The sequence below is a fragment of the Arthrobacter sp. YA7-1 genome, assembly GCF_025960325.1.
Classification (GTDB): domain Bacteria; phylum Actinomycetota; class Actinomycetes; order Actinomycetales; family Micrococcaceae; genus Arthrobacter; species Arthrobacter bambusae_A.
In genome coordinates this window covers 2,676,225-2,696,842 of sequence record NZ_CP110114.1, presented here as the reverse complement: position 1 = coordinate 2,696,842, position 20,618 = coordinate 2,676,225, and the positions used below count along the sequence as shown (strand labels likewise).

Genomic DNA, 20,618 nt, shown 5'->3' with positions numbered 1-20,618 from the left:
CCATGAAGCGGTGGCTTGGCAAAGCTGAGACGACGCTCGGGAACCACAGCGACCGTCTCAACGCCATCAACATCTTCCCGGTGGCAGACGGCGACACCGGAACCAACCTCTACCTCACCGTCCGCGCCGCTGCCGCAGCTTTCTCTGATCGTTCCACCGCGGACGAGCCGGTCAACGACGTCGGCGTCGTTCTGGCCGCGGCGGGGCGGGCGGCCATGGAACAGGCCCGGGGGAACTCCGGGACACTCTTTGCCGTCTTCTTGTGCGCACTGGCCGAGCCGCTGGCAGGGCACACGCGCCTTAGTGCGCCGCTGCTTGCCGCCGCCTTGAACCGGGCCCAGATCCGGGCTTGGTCGGCCTTGAGCGAGCCTGTACCGGGCACCATGCTTTCCGTCCTCGAAGCTGCCGCGAGGGCAGCCGGCGAATGGGATACCGCGCACAACGGGGATGACAGCAACCAGGCGCTCGGCCTGGCCCTCGACGCCGCCGTCAACGCCGCGCTGGATGCGGTGGTGCAAACCGAGGACCAACTCGCCACGCTGCACGCCGCCCGGGTAGTGGACGCGGGCGGGGTGGGCATGTTGCTGATCCTGGACTGCCTCCGTTCGGCCGTGCTCGGCGAGGAACTCCAGGATGAGCTCCTGGACGGGCTGCACGGCTATGACCTCCAGGATCCGCATATCCACGCCGGGATGCCTGCCGACGACGGCGTCGAAGTCATGTGCACCATCAGCCTTTCACCATTGTCCGCTGCCACGCTCCGTCAGCGATTGGACGAACTCGGCGACTCCGTCATCATGAGCCAAGTGGGCAGCGCGAGCAACCCGTCGGGATCGAACGGTGCCGGGGACGACGACGATGACGATGAGGACGCTGCGGAAGCCAGCTACCGCTGGCGCGTGCACGTTCACGTTCCGGACGCTGAAGCCGCTGTGGCCGTCATCCGCTCACTCGGCGACCCCACCGACATCTCCGTCAGCCAGCTCTCGATGCCGCGCGACCCAGGGCTTCCGGCGGGCCAGCACGGGCATGAATACTGAGCTCCACCTTCCCCTCGAGCGGCGGATCGGCAAACGCTCCGCGTCCGTCATCGGGAAGCACCTTGGCCTGGACACTGTCGGGGAGCTGCTGAACTACTTTCCCCGCCGTTACTTGAACCGTGGGGAACTGACGCCCATCAGTAAACTGCCGTTGGATGAAGAGGCCACCCTCATTGCCAGGGTCCTGTCCAACTCAACCCGGCAAATGCGGGCGCGCCGGGGATCGTTGACGGACGTCGTGGTCACGGACGAGGCCAGCGGCGAACAGATCCCCGGAACATTGAAGATCAGTTTCTTCAACGGCTTCCGCGCCCGCAGCGAGCTGCAGCCGGGGCGCCGCGTGATGTTCTCAGGCAAGGTGAGCCGCTACGGCGGATCCCTGGGCATGACCAATCCGGACTTCATGCTCCTCGACGAGGACCCGGAGCTGGGCGGTTCCGTCGATCCGGAAAAGCTGGCTGCCATGCCCATTCCCGTTTATCCAGCCACCGCGAAACTCACCAGTTGGTCCATCCACAAGGTCATCACGACGCTGCTGGACACCATCGACGTGGACAGCATCGAGGATCCGCTGCCTGCCGAAATCGGGTCCCGGGAGAAGTTCCTGGCGGTGGGGGAGGCGTACCGGCTGATCCATTCCCCGGAAACGGCAGCGGACTGGCAGCGTGCCCGTGACCGTTTCCGCTACCAAGAGGCACTCGTCCTGCAGGCTGCGCTGGCGCGGCGCCGGGCCCAGTTGGCTGCCGAGGAGGCCACCGCCCGGCGGCCGTTGCCCGAAGGGCTCCTTGCCGCCTTCGACCGGCAGCTTCCGTTCACGCTGACTGCCGGCCAGGCCGCCGTGGGAAAGACGCTTTCCCACGAGCTGGCACAGGACTCGCCCATGAACCGCCTGCTTCAGGGCGAGGTCGGTTCCGGAAAAACGATCGTGGCCTTGCGGGCCATGCTGCAAGTGGTGGACGCCGGCGGACAGGCTGCACTGCTGGCACCCACGGAGGTCCTCGCGGCCCAGCACTTCGATTCCATTCGGAGGACCCTGGGCCCGCTGGCGCGCGACGGGTTGTTCGGCGGCGCCGGGATGCTGGGTGGCGCCGGATCGTTGGACGGCGGGGCGGGGAGCGGCCCCGGGTCGGTCCAGGTCGCCTTGCTGACGGGCTCCATGCCGCCGGCTGCCCGCAAGCAGGCCATGCTGGACGCGGCCTCGGGCAACGCCGGCATCGTGATCGGCACCCACGCACTGTTGAGCGACAAGACCTCATTCCAGGACCTCGGCCTGATTGTGGTGGATGAGCAGCACCGCTTCGGGGTGGAGCAGCGCGACGCCCTGCGGGCCAAGGCCAACCGGCCGCCGCACCTCCTGGTGATGACTGCCACCCCGATCCCGCGCACGGTTGCCATGACCGTCTTCGGCGACCTTGAGACGTCCGTGCTCGACGAACTTCCAGCGGGCCGGGCACCCATCTCCACCCACGTCGTCGGACTCGCGGAGAATCCGGGCTGGGCGGCCAGGATCTGGAAACGCTCGCGGGAAGAAATCGACGCCGGTCACCAGGTGTACGTTGTTTGTCCCAAGATCGGAGACGACGACGACGGCGACTTCAGCCCGGGCGAAGCGGAACCAAGCGACGCCGGACTTTCGGACGAAGGCCCGGCGCGCGAGCTCGCTTCGGTGACCGCCGTCGTCGAAACTCTCGGCCAGGAGCCGGTCCTGCGCGGCGTCCGGGTGGAGCCCCTTCACGGACGGCAGGATTCGGCGCTCAAGTCCGAAACCATGGCCTCGTTCACCGCCAACCAGACCCAGTTGCTGGTGTCCACCACCGTCATCGAGGTGGGCGTGGACGTCCACAACGCCACGCTGATGGTGATCCTTGATGCCGACCGCTTCGGCATTTCCCAACTCCACCAGCTCCGCGGGAGGGTGGGCCGCGGCGGTCTTCCGGGCACATGCCTGCTGGTCACGACGCTCGAACCCGGCCACCCCAGCCGCAGGCGCCTTGACGCCGTAGCGTCCACTACCGACGGCTTCGAACTTTCCCAGGAAGACCTCAAGCTGCGGCGCGAGGGAGACATCCTTGGCGCCTCGCAATCCGGCGGGCGCTCCACGCTTAAACTGTTGCGGGTCCTGGAGCATGAGGACGTGATCGCCCGCGCCCGCACGGATGCCCAGGGGCTCGTTGCCAACGATCCCGGGCTCGAGGGCCAGCAGGCCCTGGCCGCCGCAATTGACGAATATCTGAACCCCGAAAAGGAGGCGTTCCTTGAACGCGGCTAAGGAGTCCATTCCGGAAGGCGCCGCGGTGTGCGCAGCCCCAGGGGTTGGCCGATGAGCAGGATCATTGCCGGCGTGGTCGGTGGCAACCCGCTGGTCAGCGTCCCCGGAAACGCCACCAGGCCCACGACGGACCGCGTCAAGGAAGCCTTGTTCTCGCGGCTCGAGGCGCTCGACGCCATCGACGATGCCCGGGTTCTGGATCTTTATGCGGGTTCGGGTTCGCTCGGCATCGAAAGTGCCAGCCGAGGCGCGCGCTCTGCCGAACTCGTGGAATCTGATGCACGCGCCTCCGAGGTCTGCCAGCGGAACGCAAACATGGCCAACCAGGTCCTGGGACGCAGGATTGTCTCCGTCATTCGTTCCAAAGTGGAGTCCTTCCTGGAACGCGCGGCGGATGACGTCCTCTGGGACCTCGTGTTCCTGGATCCGCCCTATCCCTTGGATGAACCTTCCCTGAAGGCAGTCCTCGCCAAGCTCGCCTTCCACCTTGATGAAGGTGCGGTGGTCGTCGTCGAGCGTTCCTCACGGTCTCCGGAACCGGACTGGCCGGACACCTTGGAACGGTTTGCCGACAAGAAGTACGGCGAAACCAAGCTCTGGTTCGCCGAACCCGTCTAGCGCAGTGCCGGCAGGTCCGGCGCTGGCCCGATAGGCGGCGCTAGCTGGAAATCCGGTCCAACTCCACTCCGCTCAGCACGGCTGCCGGGTGCGGCCCCCGGGCCAGGAGTTCCGCTGTCCACTCGGCGGGCCAGGGCCGGCGCGTTCCCACCAGGATGATGTTGCCGGGGTAGCGGCCGGCGAACATGCCGCTCTCGGCGAACGCAGCAACGTCGGGCATCGCCCTGCGCATCGCGGCGACCTGGCTGCGTACCAGGGTCAGGGCCGCTTCGTCGCCGACGTTGACGATGAGCACTCCCTCGGGCCGGAGCCGCGCCGCGGCCTCTTCGTAGAACTCCTGGCAGGCGATATGCCCAGGAGCCTCCGGACCGGAGAAGATGTCCAGGATCACGACGTCGAACTCGAGTTCCGCGGGCATCTCGGCGAGGGCTTCCCGCGCGTCGCCGATATGGGTCTCCAAACGGGTGCCGTCGGGCATGGGCAACTTCTGCAGCACGAAGTCGAGCAATTCACGTTCGAGCTCGACGGCGTGCTGTTCCGAACCGGGCCTTGTCGCCTCGATGTAGCGGGCCAGGGTCAAGGCCCCCGCTCCGAGGTGCAGGGCGGTGATGGCTTGCCCGGCTGGCGCTGCGAGATCCACCACATGGCCGATCCTGCGGAGGTACTCGTAGAAGATTTCCGCCGGTTCCGCGAGATTGACATGGGATTGTTCTGCGTCCCCGATGCGCAGGATGTAGGCGCCGTCGATCAAGGTGTCGGTTTCGATCGCGGCATGTTGGCCGGTGGTCCGGAGGAAACGCCGCCCCTCGTGGATTTGCCCGGCGGACATGGTCAAAGCTTGTCCCGCAGGGTGGCCAGTCTGGCGGCGGCTTCTTCCAGTACTTCGGTCTTCTTGCAGAACGCGAATCGGAGCAGGCTGCGCGTCCTCTCCGCGCCTTCCGGGTGGCAAAACACCGGAACAGGAATGGCCGCCACTCCGACGAGCTCCGGCAGCCTTCGTGCCAGGTCCACTGAGTCGCTGATGCCGAGGGGCGCGGTGTCCACGTTGATGAAGTATGTTCCCTGCGGAGTGTAGACGCCGAAGCCGGCGGCCCGTAGTCCCTCGGCCAGGATGTCCCGCTTGTGCTGGAGGGCGGACGCGATGCCGGCGTAGAACTCATCGGGCAAGGCGAGGCCTACAGCAATCGCACTTTGGAAGGGGGTGCCGGAACTGTAGCTGAGGAATTGTTTGACGGTGCGGATCGCCGCTACCAGATGGGCAGGTCCGCTGAGCCATCCGATCTTCCAACCGGTGAAAGAGAAGGTCTTGCCGGCCGAGGAAATCGTGACGCTTCGCTCGGCCGCTCCGGGGATGCCGGCGATCGGAAGGTGCTGCACGCCGAAGGTGAGGTGCTCGTAGACTTCGTCGCTGAGGATCACGGCGTCGTATTTCCGGGCGAGCTCAACGACGCGTTCCAGCACCTCGCGAGGGAAGACCGCGCCCGTGGGATTGTGCGGGTTGTTGAGGAGGACAACCTTGGTGCGTTCACTGAATGCGGATTCCATGGCATCGATGTCCGGAAGGAAGTCCGGTGCCAGCAGGGGAGCGGTCACGTGCTTGGCCCCGGCAAGCCCGATGATGGCGCCGTAGGAGTCGTAGAAGGGCTCGAAGGTGAGGACCTCGTCGCCCGGTTCGATGAATGCGAGCAGTGACGCGGCGATGGCTTCAGTGGCCCCGGTGGTCACGATGACCTCGGTCTGCGGGTCCGGGGTGAGTCCGTAGAAGCGTTCCTGGTGTGCAGCGACGGCTTCGCGGAGTTCAGGGATGCCTTTGCCGGGCGCGTACTGGTTGGCTCCCGCCGTAATCGCTGCTAGGGCCGCTGCCTTGATCTCCGCGGGGCCGTCCTCGTCCGGGAATCCCTGTCCCAGGTTGATGGCGCCGGTGGACAGTGCCAAGGTGGTCATTTCTTCGAAGATGGTCACTCCGAGGCTGCCGTCGGCCGAAAGCAGGTTGGCTCCGCTGGCGGCTCGCTGCCAAGGCGCGGCGGACGTGTTCTGGCTGAGAGAGGCCGGGCTCGTCACTGTGGGGCTGCCTTCCTGGGGTGCTGGCTTCCGGCTCCTCCGGCCCGCCGTTCCAGCCATGGTATCGCCATAGTGCCTGCGGCCCCGGATGGGGTAGGTTCGAACCATGAGACGCGCTGTGTGCCCTGGCTCCTTCGACCCCATCCACAACGGACATTTGGAAGTCATCGCGAGGGCCGCCGGCTTGTTCGATGAAGTCGTCGTTGCGGTGTCCACCAACTACGCCAAGAAGTACCGCTTCAGCCTGGAAGAGCGCATGGACATGGCCCGGGAGACACTGGCTTCCTTGCGGGGGATCATCGTGGAGCCCATGGGTGAGGGACTGCTCGCCGAATACTGCAGGCACCGGGGAATTTCGGCGATTGTGAAGGGCCTGCGTTCGTCCTCGGATTTTGACTACGAACTTCCCATGGCCACCATGAACCGCCAGTTGTCCGGCGTCGAGACTGTCTTCCTTCCGGCGGAGGCCCACTACTTGCACTTGTCGTCCACGCTCATCAAGGAAATCTCCCTCCTCGGCGGCGATGTCTCCGATTTCGTGCCGAAATCGGTGCTCAGGAGGCTCCTCGCTGGCGGGTCGGCTGCGGAGTAGCCGCACAACGGGTAAGCTGGATCGGTACCTCGGGCAGAACGCGTTGCAATTGACCCGGTTTGAGTCCGTTCACGCGTTCAGGCTAAGATGGTACGTCGGTCATATGTTCTACAGGAGTTCTCATTAAGCGAGATGCAAGTTCGCCTTTGACGCTGGAGGTCAAGGACCTCGGACGTAGTCCAGGAAGCATGCGGACGCTCACGGAACATGTACCCGCGCCAAGTGACCTTGGCGTGGCACTCATTGGCGTTCAGGAAGGCTCGGATATCGAGCTCGACCTGAGGCTTGAGGCCGTACACGAAGGAATTCTGGTATCTGGAACCGTATTCGCTGAAGTCAAGGGCGAATGCGGACGATGCCTGGATCCCCTTGCGTATGACCTTGAGGTCAATGTGCAAGAACTTTTCTTCTATGAGGGCGTGGAGCTTTCGGACGAAGAAGACGATGAAGAGCAACGTCGAGTCGAGCACGATCTAATCGATCTTGAACCGGTGTTGCGGGACGCGGTTGTAACCATGCTGCCGTTCCAGCCGGTGTGCCGGGAAGACTGCCAGGGCCTCTGCTCAATATGCGGAGTGCGTCTGGAAGACGAGCCGGGGCACCACCACGAGGACCTGGATCCTCGCTGGGCTGCCCTAGCTGAACTGGCTAAGACCGACCGGCAAACTGATTAGTAAGTGCTGACTAAAAGAGAAATGAGATAGCCGTGGCTGTTCCCAAGCGGAAAATGTCTCGCGCAAATACACGCGCCCGCCGTGCCCAGTGGAAGGCAACTGCCCCCAACTTGGTCAAGACCATCGAAAACGGCCAGGTTGTTTACAGCCTGCCGCACCAGGCAAAGGTCGTCACCGACTCCGCCGGGACTGCGCTGTTCCTTGAATACAAGGGCCGCAAGGTCGCAGACGTCTAAATCCGCCACAAGGCTGACAAGGATGTCTTCAACTGAAGAGCTTCTGAAGCGTCTCGGTGTCTCCATTGACGCCGAGACGCTTCGTCTTGCTCTGACACATCGTTCATACGCGTATGAAAACGGCGGGATTCCCACCAATGAGCGCCTCGAATTCCTGGGCGACTCCATCCTGGGCTTTTCCGTGACCGATTCGCTGTACCGCGACAACCCTGCACTCCCGGAAGGCGAACTGGCGAAGCGACGCTCCGCCGTCGTCAGCACCCGCGCCCTCGCAGGTATCGGCCGGGATCTCGGCATCGGCGAATTCATCTACCTCGGGCAGGGCGAGAGGCTCACCGACGGTAAGAACAAATCGTCAATTCTTGCCGACACCATGGAAGCGCTCATCGGCGCCACCTATCTTTCCAACGACATTGAGACCGCCCGGCAGCTCGTCATGCGGCTCGTTGGTCCCTTGCTCAAGGACGCCGCGGCCCTTGGGGCCGGCACCGACTGGAAGACCAGCATGCAGGAGCTTGCCGCCAGCCGTCAGCTCGGGTCCATCTACTATGCCGTCGAAGGCTCCGGTCCGGACCACGCCCGCACCTTCGAAGCCGTCCTCCAGATCGGCGGCACCCCCTACGGCAAAGGCGCCGGCCACTCCAAGAAGGAAGCCGAGCAGGAAGCCGCCGCAGACGCGTGGCGCACGCTGAACAGCAAAGCCGACGCTCCGGCTGATCCTGCGCACAGCGCCTGATTCCACATGCCGGAACTGCCCGAAGTCGAAGTGGTCCGCCGCGGCCTGGCACGTTGGGTGCGCGGCCGGACGATCACTGGGGTGGAGGTACTGGACGCCCGCTCGATCCGCCGCCACGCGTTGGGCACGGAAGACTTTATCGGCAACCTTGAGAACTCCACGGTTTTGGACGTCGTCCGCCGCGGCAAGTTCCTGTGGATGCCCCTGCGGACCGAGGAACCCGGCGGCACAGCAAGTACCCCCGAAGCGCTTCCCGGAGTGGCGCTGATGGCGCACCTCGGCATGAGCGGGCAGCTCCTCATGCAGGATCCGGGGGTTCCCGATGAGAAGCACCTCAAAGTCCGTCTCCGCCTCAGCAGTGCGGACGGCATGCCTGAGCAGCTGCGGTTTGTGGACCAGCGGATCTTCGGCGGACTCTTTGTCACCTCGCTTGTACCGACGCCCGACGGCGGTCCCGGCGGCCAGGGCGAGACCCCCCTTCCGGAAATTGCCGAAGAAGCCTCGCACATCGCCCGCGATCCTTTGGATCCGCACTTTTCCTTTGATGACTTCTACCGCAAGGTCAAATCCCGCAAGACCGGGCTCAAGCGGGCCTTGTTGGACCAGGGTGTCATCTCGGGGATAGGCAACATCTACGCCGATGAATCCCTCTGGCGGGCCAGGCTCCACTACGCCAAACCGACTGATACCCTCAAGCGGGCCGATGCGCTGAGGCTCGTCGACGCCGCCAAGGACGTCATGAGCGACGCCCTCGCCGCCGGCGGGACGAGCTTCGATTCGCTCTACGTCAATGTCAACGGAGCTTCGGGATATTTCGCCCGGTCCCTGGATGCCTATGGCCGGGCGGGCGAGCCGTGCAGGCGTTGTTCCGCAGCCGGACTTCCGGGTGTCATCAAACGCGAGCAATTCATGAACCGCTCCTCGTACACGTGCCCGATCTGCCAGCCGAAGCCGCGCAACGGCCGCTGGTAGCAAGGATTCGCGGGTTTGCCCCGCAAATCCGCGGATTTCCGCCGTCGGGCAGTAGATTTAGGCCGTAAAGCAGCCACTTCCGCCATTGAAAGTGATCCGAAACACCTTGCATCTGAAAAGTTTGACTGTCCGGGGATTCAAGTCGTTCGCGTCGGCCACGACGTTCGACTTCGAGCCGGGCGTCACCGCCGTTGTCGGCCCCAACGGTTCGGGCAAGTCCAATGTGGTTGACGCGCTGGCCTGGGTCATGGGCGAACAAGGCGCCAAGACCCTGCGCGGCGGCAAAATGGAAGACGTCATCTTCGCCGGCACCTCGGGGCGGCCCCCTCTGGGCAGGGCACACGTTGCGCTGACGATCGACAACGCCGACGGCGCCCTGCCGATCGAATACAGCGAAGTCACCATTTCCCGCACACTGTTCCGGACCGGCGGCTCCGAGTACGCCATCAACGGCGCGCCATGCCGCCTCCTGGACATCCAGGAACTTCTCTCCGATTCAGGGCTCGGCAGGGAAATGCATGTGATCGTGGGGCAGGGGCAGCTGGACCGTGTCCTGCACGCCACGCCCGAGGACCGCAGGGGATTCATTGAGGAAGCCGCCGGCATCCTCAAGCACCGGCGCCGCAAGGAAAAGACCGTCCGCAAGCTGGAGGCCATGCAGGCGAACCTGCAGCGCCTTGGCGACCTCACGGCGGAAATCCGCCGTCAACTGACGCCGCTGGGCAAACAGGCCGAAGTCGCCCGCCGCGCCCAGACCGTGCAGTTCGATGTCCGCGACGCAAAATCCAGGCTGTTGGCCGATGATCTTGTCCAGCTCACCCGGGCGCTGGAGAAGGACGTGGCCGACGAAGCTGCGTTGAAAGAGCGCCGCGAGGTAGTCGAATCGGAGCTCGGCGCAGGCCGCCAACGCCAGATCCGCCTTGAGCAACTCGCGGCTGAGGCCACACCCAGGCTCAACGCCGCCAGGGACAACTGGTACCAGCTGTCCGCTGCGAGGGACCGGCTTCGCGCCCTCGGATCACTCGCTACCGAACGCCGCCGCCTCCTCGGTGCCTCCGATGTTGCCCCGGATTCAGGCCGCGACCCGGACCACCTGGACCGGCAGGCAGCCCGGGTCCGGCAGGAACAGTCGGAGCTGGAGCACGACATCCTGGCGAAGCAAGCGGGGCTCCTCGAGGCCACGGCAGCCAAACAGGAAGCCGAGCACCTGGCCGCGGCCGAGGACAAACGCCTGACAGCAGTGCTGCGGGCGGCAGCCGATCGCCGTGAGGGCCTTGCGAAACTCGTCGGCCAGTTGGCTGCAGCACGCTCCCGGGCCGAAGCGGCCGAGGCTGAGCGGGGCAGGCTCAGGGACTCGCTGGCAGCCGGTGAAGAGCGGCGTCGCCACGCGCAAAGCGAGTTCACGGCCCTTGAGTCCCAAGTGGCCGGCGTTGAAGACGGCGAAGAAAGCCTCGACGCCGAATACGAGGACGCAAGCGCCCTTCTTGACGAAATCAACGCCGAGATCGAAGCGTTGAAAGCTGCCGAGCGCGACGAAGTCCGCGAACGCGATGCGCTCACCGCCCGCCGTGATGCATTGCAGCTTGGCCTCAACCGCAAGGATGGCTCTTCGCGTCTTCTGTCCTCGGACCACCCCGGCATCCTGGGTTCGCTTGCTTCCTTCGTGACGGTGGAGCCCGGGTACGAGACCGCCGTTGCCGCAGCGCTTGGCAGTGCTTCGGACGCGGTCGTGGTGGCCGACGGCCCGGGGGCCGTCGCCGCGATGCAGCTGTTGAAGGACGCCGACGCCGGGCGTGCGTCGCTTTTGGTGGCAGGCGCGGTAAGCGCCGCGGATACAGGGTCCGGCCAGCAGGAATTGCCGACGCTGCCCGACGGTGTGCGCTGGGCCGCCGAGCTGGTGGCGACGGACGCTACGGAAGCGGTTGGTGCGCTGACCCTCCTGGCGCGCACCGCCGTCGTCGAGGACTTGCGCGCGGCGGCAAGCCTCATTGCCGGCAACCCGGAGCTTACCGCGGTGACCCTCGAAGGCGACGTCTTCAGGGCCCTGACGGTGGACGGCGGATCGGCCACGGCGCCGTCCCTTCTTGAGGTCCAGGCCGCAGTGGACGACGCCGACACCCGGCTCCTGGAGCTCACCACCCGTCTTGAACGGGGCAGGTTCGCCCTGGCTGGAGCCGAAGCCCGCCGTGCCGATGCCCAGGAACGTGCGAACGCGGCGCTCGACAAACTTCACGATTCGGATGCCCGCCTGGCTGCCGTCGCGGAACGGCTTGGCCATTTGAATTCCCAATTACGCAGCGCCGTCGCGGAACGCGATCGAATGGCCGAGTCCCTGGCCAAGGCCGAACTGAACATCGCCGTGGCAGAGGAATCCCTTGAGCTTGCGGCCGAGCGGCTGGCCGCGGCACAAGAGGCCCCGCAGGAGGAAGAGCCTTCCACGGAGCACCGCGATGCCTTGGCCAGGGCCGCTAGTGATGCCCGGTCCCGGGAGATGGAAGTCAGGCTCGGGTTGCGGAGCGCCGAGGAACAGCTCGCCGCAACCAGCAACCGGGCTGCATCCCTCGAACGGGCTGCAGCGAGCGAACGGCGGGCTCGCGAGGAGGCGGCGCGCCGGGCAATGCGCCGCAAAGCGCAAGCCGAGCGGGCCTCTGCCGTCGCTTCCGCCGTCGAACAGGCCATACGGTTCGTTGACGTTTCAGTGGACCTGGCAGCCCGCGACCGCGATCTCGCCGAGGGCGTCCGGGAGCAGCTCGAAAAGGAACTCGTTGATGTCCGGAGCAGCAACGAGAAATTGGCCCAGGAACTGGCCGGGCTGACGGATTCGGTCCACCGCGACGAACTCGCCCGGGCCCAGCAAAGGCTCCGGATTGAAGCTTTGGAAACGCGCGCCATTGAGGAGCTCGGCCTGTCAGCGGAACAACTCGTGGCCGATTTCGGTCCGGAGCAGCCGGTTCCCGTGCCGGCGGCTTCGGTCGACAAGTGGGCCGAACTCCGGGCGCCCGTTGACGAGGACGGGAACGCCATCGTGGAGGGTGTTCCCTTTGTCCGTGCCGAGCAGGAGAAACGGCTCCGCAGGGCCGAACGGGACCTCGCAGCCCTTGGCAAGGTGAACCCGTTGGCGCTTGAGGAATTTGCGGCACTCGAGGAACGGCACCAATTCCTGAGCACGCAGTTGGAAGACCTCAAGTCGAGCCGCAAAGACCTCCTGGACATCATCAAGGAAGTGGACAACCGCGTCCAGCAGGTCTTCGCCGAGGCCTTCGCCGATACCTCCAAGCAGTTCGACCACGTCTTTGCCCGGCTCTTCCCCGGCGGGGAAGGCAAATTGGTGCTGACGGACCCCGACGACATGCTGACCACCGGCATCGAGGTGGAGGCACGGCCCGCGGGCAAGAAGATCAAGCGATTGTCCCTGCTTTCCGGCGGCGAACGGTCGCTGACAGCCGTCGCCTTGCTCGTGGCGATTTTCAAGGCGCGGCCTTCGCCTTTCTACGTCATGGACGAAGTGGAGGCCGCACTGGACGACACGAACCTGGGCAGGCTCATCACGATTTTCGAAGAGCTGCGGGAGTCCAGCCAGTTGATTGTCATTACGCACCAGAAGCGGACCATGGAAGTCGCGGACGCCCTCTACGGAGTGACAATGCGGGGCGACGGCGTGTCCACCGTCATCAGCCAGAGGCTCGGTGCCGAGGTCTAGCTTTGTGAGAAGCTAGGGGAGTGAACGATCTCCTCCCCATTATTTTGTCCATTGTCGCTGCCATCGTGGTGGTCGGAGGGCTGATTCCTGTCCTGCTCAAGGCGCGGAAGTCCTCCTCGACTTACGCTGGAACGCGCGACGCCAACGACCCCGCTGACAAGGCGGCGGCAGGCGGCGGAACGATCGTCGACGACGCCCCCGGGGCCGCGCCGGACCGCACGGCGCCCGCTCCCGTCGTCGAACCTGCCGACCTTGCCGTACCAGGGACCGACGTTCCGGACGACGCAGCCGGCCTGGAGCTTATCCAGGTGGAGACCCCCGCGCCTGTCGAGGGCCGCCTCAACCGGCTTCGCGCGCGACTGGTCAAATCCAACAGCATTCTCGGCAAGGGTCTCCTGGCCCTGCTTTCGAGCGACAAGATCGACGAAAACGTCTGGGACGAAGTCGAAGAAACACTGCTCCTCGCCGACCTCGGCACCGAGCCCACCATGCAGCTGGTCGATGCCCTCCGTGCACGGGTCAAGGTCCAGGGCACACGCAGCCCGGAGGACGTCAAGGCCCTCCTGCGCGAGGAACTCATCAAGCTGGTGGACCCCACGATGGACCGCAGTTTGAACGTGGAACGCAAGGGAGCCCACCCGGCCATCATGATCGTCGTCGGCGTCAACGGGGTGGGCAAGACCACCACCGTCGGCAAGCTGGCGCGTGTTCTCGTGGCCGAAGACAAGGACGTCCTGCTGGGCGCAGCGGATACCTTCCGCGCCGCGGCCGCGGAGCAGCTCGCCACGTGGGGCCAGCGGGTCGGCGTCGCAACCGTCAGGTCGCACGTCGTCGGCGCGGACCCGGCCTCCGTCGCCTACGAAGCCGTCAAGTCCGGCATCGAGCAGGAAGTCGACGTCGTGATGATCGACACCGCCGGTCGCTTGCAGAACAAGGTCGGCCTCATGGACGAGCTCAGCAAGGTCAAGCGCGTCATCGAGAAGCTGGCCGAAGTGGACGAAGTCCTTCTGGTACTGGACGCGACCACCGGCCAGAACGGACTGAACCAGGCCAAGGTCTTTTCCGAGGTAGTCAACATCACGGGAATCGTGCTCACGAAGCTCGACGGCACCGCGAAGGGCGGGATCGTCGTCGCGATCCAACGGGCCCTCGGCGTTCCGGTCAAGCTGGTCGGCCTCGGCGAGGGCCCGGACGACCTCGCGCCGTTCGAGCCCGAAGCCTTCGTCGACGCGCTGCTCAACTAGCCGCCTCCAGCCCAACTGACTAGCAGTTGATGTCGTTTTCAGGCCTGAAAACGACATCAACTGCTAGTCAGTTGGGTGAGCCGACGGGTTCCGGGGCGCGGGGCATCGGCTCGCGGGCCACGGACCAGCCGACCGCGGCCAGCAGGAGGATGCCGCCGGTGGCGCCGAACGCCCAGCCGTAGCCAAGTCCGTCCGCCAGGAGGCCAACCAGGACGGGGCCCACGATAGCTCCGGCGTCCGAAGCCATCTGGAAGACCGCCAGCACCTTGCCACCGGATCGGCCACGACCGATGATGTCCCCGACGGCGGCCTGCTGGGCCGGGCTTAGCAAGCCGGAGCCGAAGCCGGCCGCGGCAGACGCCGCGAAGAACGCGGGAAGGTTGCCGGTCAACCCGATGGTGGCGGTGGCCAGACCGGTGACCACCAAGCCCAACAGCATCATGGGCTTGCGGCCGAAATTGTCGGCCATACGGCCCGAGAAAGTCAGCGCCAGGGCGTTTCCCCACGCAAACACGGCCAGCGCCCAACCCGCGGAGGCCGATCCTCCGGCCAGCACGACCACCGCGAACAACGGCACCGTGGCCATGCGCACCCCGAGGGTAGCCCAGCCGTTGCCGAAACTGGAGAACAGGGCGGCCCGGTAGGCAGAATCGCCCAAGGCATCCTTCATGCGCATTGCCGGCCCCGCCGCACTGCCTTGCTTCGCTGCCCCTGAACTTCCCGTCAGCTGCGTGCGGACAACCAAAGCCGCCAGGACCAAGGCTGCCGCGTACGCGAGGAACGGTACGCGCAACCCGAACCCGGCCAGCAGTCCGCCGACCACCGGGCCCAGGACGCTGCCGATCAGGAAGGCCGAGGCATACGCGCCGGAGACCCGCCCGCGGCTTTCCGGAGGGGCGAGCCTGATCAACAGGCCCATGGCTGCAACCGTGAACATGACAGAACCGGCTCCGCCAAGTCCCCGGAAGACCAGCAGCTGCCAATAGCTCTGCGCGAAAGCGCACGCCGCCGTCGACGCCGCCACTATCAGCAACCCTGCGATGTACACAGGACGCTCGCCGAAGCGGCCCATCAGGGCGCCCCCGGCGGGAGCGAACACCAAACGCATGAAGGCGAAAATGCTGACGATCACCGCGGCTGCCGTTGCCCCGACGTCGAACGTGGTTGCGAACTGGGGAAGCACGGGCGCCACGAGTCCAAAACCCAGTGCAATCAGGAACGCCGCCGCCAACATCACCTTGATGTCCCGTGGCATTTCAGCCTTGGCGGCCCTCGCCCCTGGTTCGGCGGGGGATTCGGGGCTTGCGGTCATGGTGTCGGGGTCCTCTGGCTAGTCGGAACGCGGGGAAATGGAACTGACGAAACATATCCGTAACAAGGGTGATATGCACCATTTACGTTCGAGAAGTTCTTGTAACAGCCCTGCAATCTAAAACCTTCCCAGGTGAAACACTGCCCCGCAAAACTCTTATGTAGAACGCAAATGCGTTGGGACAGGCGGCTCAGCCCGCATCTAAAGCAGAGAGGACGCAGACATGGACTTCACCGCCGGTCTCGTTTGGCTCCTGGTCGCATCAGCATTCGTGCTGTTCATGACCCCGGGCCTGGCATTCTTCTATGGCGGCATGACCCGTGCCAAGGCCGCCCTGAACATGATGATGATGAGCTTCATCGCCATCGGCACAGTGACCCTCGTGTGGGTCCTCTGGGGCGCCTCGATGTCCACGAGCAACACGGACAACTTCTTCCAGATCTTCGCGAACCCGTTCAGCCACTTCGGCCTGCACAACTTCACCGATCCGGCAGACCTGCTCCACGTAGGGTACGCCGCAACCTTCGCGATCATCACTGTCGCCCTCATCTCCGGTGCCATCGCGGACCGCGCAAAGTTCTCGGCCTGGACGCTGTTCACCCCGATCTGGGCGACTCTCGTCTACGCCCCCTTGGCCTACATGGTCTGGGGCGGCGGTCTCTTCTCGGCAACCGGCTGGTTCGGCCAGACCTTCGCTCCCGTCATCGACTTCGCCGGCGGCACCGTGGTGCACATCAACGCCGGTGTGGCAGGCCTCATCCTCGTCCTGATCATCGGCAACCGCAAAGGCTTCGGCAAGGACCCGAACCACCGCCCGCACAACGTGCCCTTGGTCATGCTTGGCGCAGCTATCCTCTGGTTCGGCTGGTTTGGCTTCAACGCCGGTGCTGCGGCAACCGTGCAGCAGGCCGGACTGATCTGGATCAACACTCTCGTCGCGCCGGCAGCGGCCATGCTCGGCTGGCTTGTCGTGGAGCGCATCCGTGACGGCCACCCCACCTCGCTCGGCGCGGCTTCGGGCGTCGTTGCCGGCCTGGTTGCCATCACCCCGGCTTGTGCCAACGTTTCCCCGCTCGGCGCCATCGCCCTTGGTGTAGCAGCCGGTGTTGCTTCGGCCCTCGCGGTCGGCCTCAAGTTCAAGCTCGGCTACGACGACTCGCTCGACGTCGTCGGCGTGCACCTGGTGTCCGGCATCATCGGGACCGTGGCCATCGGCTTCCTCGCCACCCCCACCCAGGGTCCCGCGGGCCTTTTCTACGGCGGCGGCACCACCCAGTTGGTTGCGCAGTCCCTGGCGGCACTTTGCTCGATCGTCTTCACGGGCGTGATGACCTTCATCATCGCTTACCCGATCCACAAGCTCATGGGCTTCCGCATCTCCGAACGCCAGGAGATCGCCGGTGCAGACCTCAGCCTGCACGCCGAAACGGCATACGAGTTCGGCGTCGGCGGCCACGGCGGAAGCTTCCAGCCCCTTCACGACCTCATCACCGGAAAGTCCTCGGCCGAGCCCGAGGCAGCTGACGAAGCATCCGTATCAGGCAAGGAGAGTGTCCAGGCATGAAACTCATCACGGCGATCGTCCGCCCGGAGAAGCTCGACGCCATCCGCGAGGGGCTCGAAGCATACGGGGTACAGGGACTGACGGTCAGCGCGGCCAGCGGCTACGGCCGGCAGCGCGGTTACACAGAGGTGTACCGCGGAGCCGAGTACAACGTGGACCTGCTTCCCAAGATCCGCGTGGAGGTCCTGGCCACGGATGAGCAGGCAGACGACATCCTCGATGTGCTGATTGCTTCCTCCAACACGGGCCGTGCCGGCGACGGCAAAGTCTGGACAGTGGACGTCTATGAAGCAGTCCGTGTCCGCACGGGCGAGCGGGGCGCAGCGGCCATCTAAGGCACCAACGCAGAAGAGGGGCCGGGTACCTGGAAAGGTACCCGGCCCCACTTGCGTGTCCGCTTCCGCAGGAGCGCGGCCGCCTGCTTAGCCCCCGACGGCGGTGGGCCAGTCCGCGGGACCGGTGCCGCCGGCCTCATACTCTTCGAGCGGAACGGAATCCCTGGCCCAGGCCTTGATCACGGGCTCGATGATCCGCCAGCAGTCGACGGCGGTGTCGCCGCGGACCGAGAGCAGGGGATCGCCGGTAATGACACCCTCCAGCACTTCTCCGTAGGGCAGCAGATCGGACGCATTCAGTTCCGTATTGAGCGTCACGCGATTGAGCATGAAGATGTTTCCGGGACCGTTGACATCGACGTCGAGCTGCAGGGTGTCAGGACCGAAACCGATGCGCAGCTGGTTGGGGGAGTCCACGCCCTCGAATCCGGTCGGCAGGTGGGGGACGGGCCGGAAGGTGATGATCGCCTCTTTCCGGGCGGCACCCAACGCCTTTCCGGAGCGCAGGATGAAGGGGACGCCCTTCCAGCGCCAAGTGTCGATGCCCACTTCGACCTCCGCGAGCGTCTCCGTTTCCCGGGCAGGGTCCACGCCGTCCTCTGCTGCATAGTCCGGCACGTCCCGGTCACCGATCCGGCCGGCGGTGTAGCGCGCCCGTCGGGTGGACTTCTTGTACGGCGCGGCGATGCTGCTCGCACGCAGTACCGTCGAAATCGCGTCGCGGAGATCGCGCTCCCCGATGCTGGAAGGGGCATCGATGGCCAGCAGCGCCATGATGTGGAGCAAGTGGCTCTGGATCATATCCTTGAGGGCGCCTGCTCCGTCGTAGTAGCGAGCACGCCCTTCGAGGGCGAGGTCTTCGTCGAAGACGATCTCCACCTTCTCGATGTGTTCCCGGTTCCACACCGGCTCCAGGAACCTGTTGGCGAAGCGCAGGCCGAGGATGTTGAACACAGTGGCCTTGCCAAGGAAGTGGTCCACGCGGTGGATGTGGTCTTCCGGGACCAAGGCGGAGAGGGTCTTGTTGAGTTCCCGGGCGGATTCCGAACTGGATCCGAAGGGTTTCTCCATCACCAGGCTTGTTCCCGCGGGAAGCTCTTGGGCGGTGAGGACCTCACAGGCCTTCTGGCTGATGTGCGGTGGCAACGCGAAATAGACGGCGATTGGCGCTTCGAGCCCGGCCAGGAGCGTCGCGAGCTGGCCGTCCGCCGTGACATCCACTTGATGGTATTCGGTATTTTTCTCCAGGGCGGCGATTGCCTTCTTGCCTGCGGCACTTGCACCCTTGGCGGCATCTTCGAAGGCTCCGCCCACGCGTTTGGTCCACTGCTGGGACGTCCACGGGTCGGAACCGGCTCCGACAAGCTTCAGGCCGTCCGCGAGTCCGCTGGCCACGAGCCGGGCAAGGCCCGGTAACAGCAATCGGCCCGTCAGATCTCCGGAGGCGCCTAGGATGAGCAACGTATTTACTGTTGTTTTGCTGGTCACTGTGCCAGCATGCCATCTTGCGGGCGCGTCTTGGTACCCTAGATAGTCGAGTCCCTCAGTTGAGTCAGATTTGTTTGGGGCAGGAATCGTCAAGATATTGGTGCGTCGGAACGGCCGCCATTCGTAGACCATTGAAAGAAGTGCACGGCGCGTGTTCAATTCACTCTCTGACCGGTTGACAGCAACCTTCAAGAATCTCCGTGGCAAGGGCCGCCTCACCGAGGCCGACGTCGATGCCACCGTCCGGGAGATCCGGCGTGCCCTCTTGGACGCCGACGTTGCCGTGCCCGTAGTCCGCGAGTTCACAGCCCGCATCCGCGAACGCGCCCTGGGCGCGGAGGTGTCCGCTGCGCTGAACCCGAGCCAGCAGATCGTGAAGATCGTCAACGAGGAACTCCAGGAGATCCTCGGCGGCGAGACCCGTCGTATCCGCTTGGCGAAGACCGGGCCCACCATCATCATGCTCGCCGGCTTGCAGGGTGCTGGTAAGACCACCCTCGCCGGCAAGCTTGCCAAGTGGCTCAAGGCCCAAGGCCACAGCCCCGTACTCGTTGCTGCCGATCTCCAGCGTCCCAACGCCGTGACCCAGCTCCAGATCGTCGGTGAACGCGCCGGCGTTCCCGTCTTTGCGCCGCACCCCGGGACCACCTCGGATCTGGACGTTCCCACCGGCGATCCGGTCGCCGTCGCACGCGCCGGCGTCGACGAAGCCCGCCAGAAGCTGCACGACGTCGTGATCGTCGACACCGCGGGACGCCTCGGCGTCGACGCGGAAATGATGGACCAGGCGCGCCGCATCCGCCAGGCGATCATCCCGAACGAAGTGCTGTTCGTGATCGACTCCATGATCGGCCAGGACGCCGTCAACACGGCGGTTGCCTTCGATGAGGGCGTCAACTTCACGGGTGTCGTGCTGTCGAAGCTCGACGGCGACGCCCGCGGCGGTGCCGCTCTCTCGGTCGCGTCCGTCACCGGAAAGCCGGTCATGTTCGCGTCCACCGGCGAAGGCCTGGACGACTTCGAACTGTTCCACCCGGACCGCATGGCTTCCCGCATCCTCGATATGGGTGACGTTCTTACCCTGATCGAGCAGGCCGAGAAGAACTGGGACAAGGACGAGGCTGCCCGGATGGCGAAGAAGTTCGCCGACCAGGAAGACTTCACGCTGGACGACTTCCTCGCCCAGATGCAGCAGATCCGCAACATGGGCTCCATGAAGAAAATGCTCATGATGATGCCGGGTGCGCAGAACATCCGCCAGCAGCTGGAGCAGTTCGATGAGCGGGAAATCGATCGCGTGGAGGCCATTGTCCGCTCCATGACCCCGCACGAGCGCTTGGCTCCGAAGATCATCAACGGTTCCCGCCGCGCCCGCATCGCCCGTGGTTCCGGTGTGCACGTCTCCGAGGTCAACGGCCTCCTGGAGCGTTTCGCCCAGGCCCAGAAGATGATGAAGAAGCTGGCCCAGGGCGGCGGCATGCCAGGGATGCCCGGCATACCCGGCCTCGGTGGCGGTTCCCGCAAGGCGGGCAAGAACGCGCCCAAGAAGAAGGCCCGTTCCGGAAACCCCGCCAAGGCTGCCCAGGAACTGCGCGACGCCGAGAACAAGCGGGCGAAGGCCGTTCGCACCGGCGCGGCATTCGGTCAGCCTTCCGGCGACTTCGACCCCTCGCAGCTCAACCTGCCCAAGGGCTTCGACAAGTTCCTCGGCGGCAAGTAGCCGTCCCACCCAACTGACTGGCAATACATGTCGTTTTGAGGGCTCGGAACGACAACA

At 65.1% G+C, this 20,618-nt stretch carries 17 protein-coding genes; 13 read left to right on the top strand and 4 right to left on the bottom strand.

Annotation, left to right across the window (positions count from 1 at the left end):
- The first annotated feature begins 2 nt into the window (after positions 1 to 2).
- The 3 genes from OIT41_RS12650 to rsmD are packed head-to-tail and all read left to right on the top strand — an operon-like array spanning position 3 to position 3,927.
- Complete coding sequence (locus OIT41_RS12650) at positions 3 to 1,040, top strand: DAK2 domain-containing protein (RefSeq protein WP_264636555.1); 1,038 nt, start codon at positions 3 to 5, stop codon at positions 1,038 to 1,040.
- Entirely contained in the window at positions 1,030 to 3,309 is a 2,280-nt protein-coding gene (locus tag OIT41_RS12645) for an ATP-dependent DNA helicase RecG (protein WP_264636554.1), read from the top strand. The genes OIT41_RS12650 and OIT41_RS12645 overlap by 11 nt, the downstream gene beginning before the upstream one ends.
- A 51-nt stretch (positions 3,310 to 3,360) precedes the next feature.
- On the top strand, positions 3,361 to 3,927 hold the full coding sequence (gene rsmD, locus OIT41_RS12640) for a 16S rRNA (guanine(966)-N(2))-methyltransferase RsmD (RefSeq protein WP_264636553.1): 567 nt from the start codon (positions 3,361 to 3,363) through the stop codon (positions 3,925 to 3,927).
- A gap of 40 nt (positions 3,928 to 3,967) precedes the next feature.
- On the opposite strand, the gene OIT41_RS12635 is transcribed toward rsmD, so the two are convergent.
- Together OIT41_RS12635 and OIT41_RS12630 are read right to left on the bottom strand one after the other, a co-directional pair.
- Complete coding sequence (locus OIT41_RS12635; RefSeq protein WP_264636552.1) at positions 3,968 to 4,756, bottom strand: spermidine synthase; 789 nt, start codon at positions 4,754 to 4,756, stop codon at positions 3,968 to 3,970.
- Between the two features lie 2 nt (positions 4,757 to 4,758).
- Complete coding sequence (locus tag OIT41_RS12630; protein WP_264636551.1) at positions 4,759 to 6,048, bottom strand: aminotransferase class I/II-fold pyridoxal phosphate-dependent enzyme; 1,290 nt, start codon at positions 6,046 to 6,048, stop codon at positions 4,759 to 4,761.
- Positions 6,049 to 6,094: 46 nt separating this feature from the next.
- Between OIT41_RS12630 and coaD the strand changes: the two genes are divergently transcribed.
- From coaD to ftsY, 7 genes are all read left to right on the top strand, one after another.
- Positions 6,095 to 6,580 carry a pantetheine-phosphate adenylyltransferase gene (coaD, locus tag OIT41_RS12625; protein ID WP_059387664.1) on the top strand — a complete coding sequence of 162 codons (486 nt, stop codon included), beginning with the start codon at positions 6,095 to 6,097 and terminating at the stop codon, positions 6,578 to 6,580.
- A gap of 146 nt (positions 6,581 to 6,726) precedes the next feature.
- Positions 6,727 to 7,254 (top strand): YceD family protein, encoded by a 528-nt coding sequence (locus OIT41_RS12620; RefSeq protein WP_264636550.1) that lies wholly within the window; start codon positions 6,727 to 6,729, stop codon positions 7,252 to 7,254.
- 32 nt (positions 7,255 to 7,286) lie between these two features.
- Positions 7,287 to 7,490, top strand: a complete 204-nt coding sequence (gene rpmF / locus OIT41_RS12615) for a 50S ribosomal protein L32 (protein WP_028264646.1) — start codon at positions 7,287 to 7,289, stop codon at positions 7,488 to 7,490.
- Positions 7,491 to 7,512: 22 nt separating this feature from the next.
- On the top strand, positions 7,513 to 8,226 hold the full coding sequence (gene rnc / locus OIT41_RS12610; RefSeq protein ID WP_264636549.1) for a ribonuclease III: 714 nt from the start codon (positions 7,513 to 7,515) through the stop codon (positions 8,224 to 8,226).
- A 6-nt stretch (positions 8,227 to 8,232) separates the two neighbouring features.
- Complete coding sequence (gene mutM, locus OIT41_RS12605) at positions 8,233 to 9,198, top strand: bifunctional DNA-formamidopyrimidine glycosylase/DNA-(apurinic or apyrimidinic site) lyase (protein WP_264636548.1); 966 nt, start codon at positions 8,233 to 8,235, stop codon at positions 9,196 to 9,198.
- Positions 9,199 to 9,304: 106 nt separating this feature from the next.
- Positions 9,305 to 12,898 (top strand): chromosome segregation protein SMC, encoded by a 3,594-nt coding sequence (gene smc / locus OIT41_RS12600; protein ID WP_264636547.1) that lies wholly within the window; start codon positions 9,305 to 9,307, stop codon positions 12,896 to 12,898.
- A gap of 20 nt (positions 12,899 to 12,918) precedes the next feature.
- Positions 12,919 to 14,142 (top strand): signal recognition particle-docking protein FtsY, encoded by a 1,224-nt coding sequence (ftsY, locus tag OIT41_RS12595; RefSeq protein ID WP_264636546.1) that lies wholly within the window; start codon positions 12,919 to 12,921, stop codon positions 14,140 to 14,142.
- 67 nt (positions 14,143 to 14,209) lie between these two features.
- On the opposite strand, the gene OIT41_RS12590 is transcribed toward ftsY, so the two are convergent.
- Positions 14,210 to 15,454, bottom strand: coding sequence for an MFS transporter (locus OIT41_RS12590; RefSeq protein ID WP_264636545.1), 1,245 nt, complete (start codon positions 15,452 to 15,454; stop codon positions 14,210 to 14,212).
- 223 nt (positions 15,455 to 15,677) lie between these two features.
- Here OIT41_RS12590 and OIT41_RS12585 point away from each other — a divergent pair, with 223 nt between their 5' ends.
- Complete coding sequence (locus tag OIT41_RS12585) at positions 15,678 to 17,018, top strand: ammonium transporter (protein WP_078108602.1); 1,341 nt, start codon at positions 15,678 to 15,680, stop codon at positions 17,016 to 17,018.
- Positions 17,015 to 17,353 (top strand): P-II family nitrogen regulator, encoded by a 339-nt coding sequence (locus tag OIT41_RS12580; protein WP_028264639.1) that lies wholly within the window; start codon positions 17,015 to 17,017, stop codon positions 17,351 to 17,353. Before OIT41_RS12585 ends, OIT41_RS12580 begins: the two co-directional genes overlap by 4 nt.
- A gap of 87 nt (positions 17,354 to 17,440) precedes the next feature.
- Here the strand turns inward: OIT41_RS12580 and OIT41_RS12575 are convergent, their stop codons facing one another.
- Positions 17,441 to 18,841 (bottom strand): glucose-6-phosphate dehydrogenase, encoded by a 1,401-nt coding sequence (locus OIT41_RS12575; RefSeq protein WP_264636544.1) that lies wholly within the window; start codon positions 18,839 to 18,841, stop codon positions 17,441 to 17,443.
- A gap of 151 nt (positions 18,842 to 18,992) precedes the next feature.
- On the opposite strand from OIT41_RS12575, the gene ffh reads away from it, so the two are divergent.
- Entirely contained in the window at positions 18,993 to 20,561 is a 1,569-nt protein-coding gene (gene ffh, locus OIT41_RS12570) for a signal recognition particle protein (protein WP_264636543.1), read from the top strand.
- Positions 20,562 to 20,618 lie beyond the last annotated feature (57 nt).

What these genes read in the sequence shown, in the direction of transcription:
- rnc (WP_264636549.1), top strand. Translation starts at nt 7,513, where the DNA reads ATGTCTTCAACTGAAGAGCTTCTGAAGCGTCTCGGTGTCTCCATTGAC.
- OIT41_RS12650 (WP_264636555.1), top strand. Translation starts at nt 3, where the DNA reads ATGAAGCGGTGGCTTGGCAAAGCTGAGACGACGCTCGGGAACCACAGC.
- OIT41_RS12590 (WP_264636545.1), bottom strand. Translation starts at nt 15,454, where the DNA reads ATGACCGCAAGCCCCGAATCCCCCGCCGAACCAGGGGCGAGGGCCGCC.
- OIT41_RS12580 (WP_028264639.1), top strand. Translation starts at nt 17,015, where the DNA reads ATGAAACTCATCACGGCGATCGTCCGCCCGGAGAAGCTCGACGCCATC.
- OIT41_RS12635 (WP_264636552.1), bottom strand. Translation starts at nt 4,756, where the DNA reads ATGTCCGCCGGGCAAATCCACGAGGGGCGGCGTTTCCTCCGGACCACC.
- rsmD (WP_264636553.1), top strand. Translation starts at nt 3,361, where the DNA reads ATGAGCAGGATCATTGCCGGCGTGGTCGGTGGCAACCCGCTGGTCAGC.
- OIT41_RS12630 (WP_264636551.1), bottom strand. Translation starts at nt 6,048, where the DNA reads ATGGCTGGAACGGCGGGCCGGAGGAGCCGGAAGCCAGCACCCCAGGAA.
- OIT41_RS12585 (WP_078108602.1), top strand. Translation starts at nt 15,678, where the DNA reads ATGGACTTCACCGCCGGTCTCGTTTGGCTCCTGGTCGCATCAGCATTC.
- coaD (WP_059387664.1), top strand. Translation starts at nt 6,095, where the DNA reads ATGAGACGCGCTGTGTGCCCTGGCTCCTTCGACCCCATCCACAACGGA.
- OIT41_RS12645 (WP_264636554.1), top strand. Translation starts at nt 1,030, where the DNA reads ATGAATACTGAGCTCCACCTTCCCCTCGAGCGGCGGATCGGCAAACGC.
- mutM (WP_264636548.1), top strand. Translation starts at nt 8,233, where the DNA reads ATGCCGGAACTGCCCGAAGTCGAAGTGGTCCGCCGCGGCCTGGCACGT.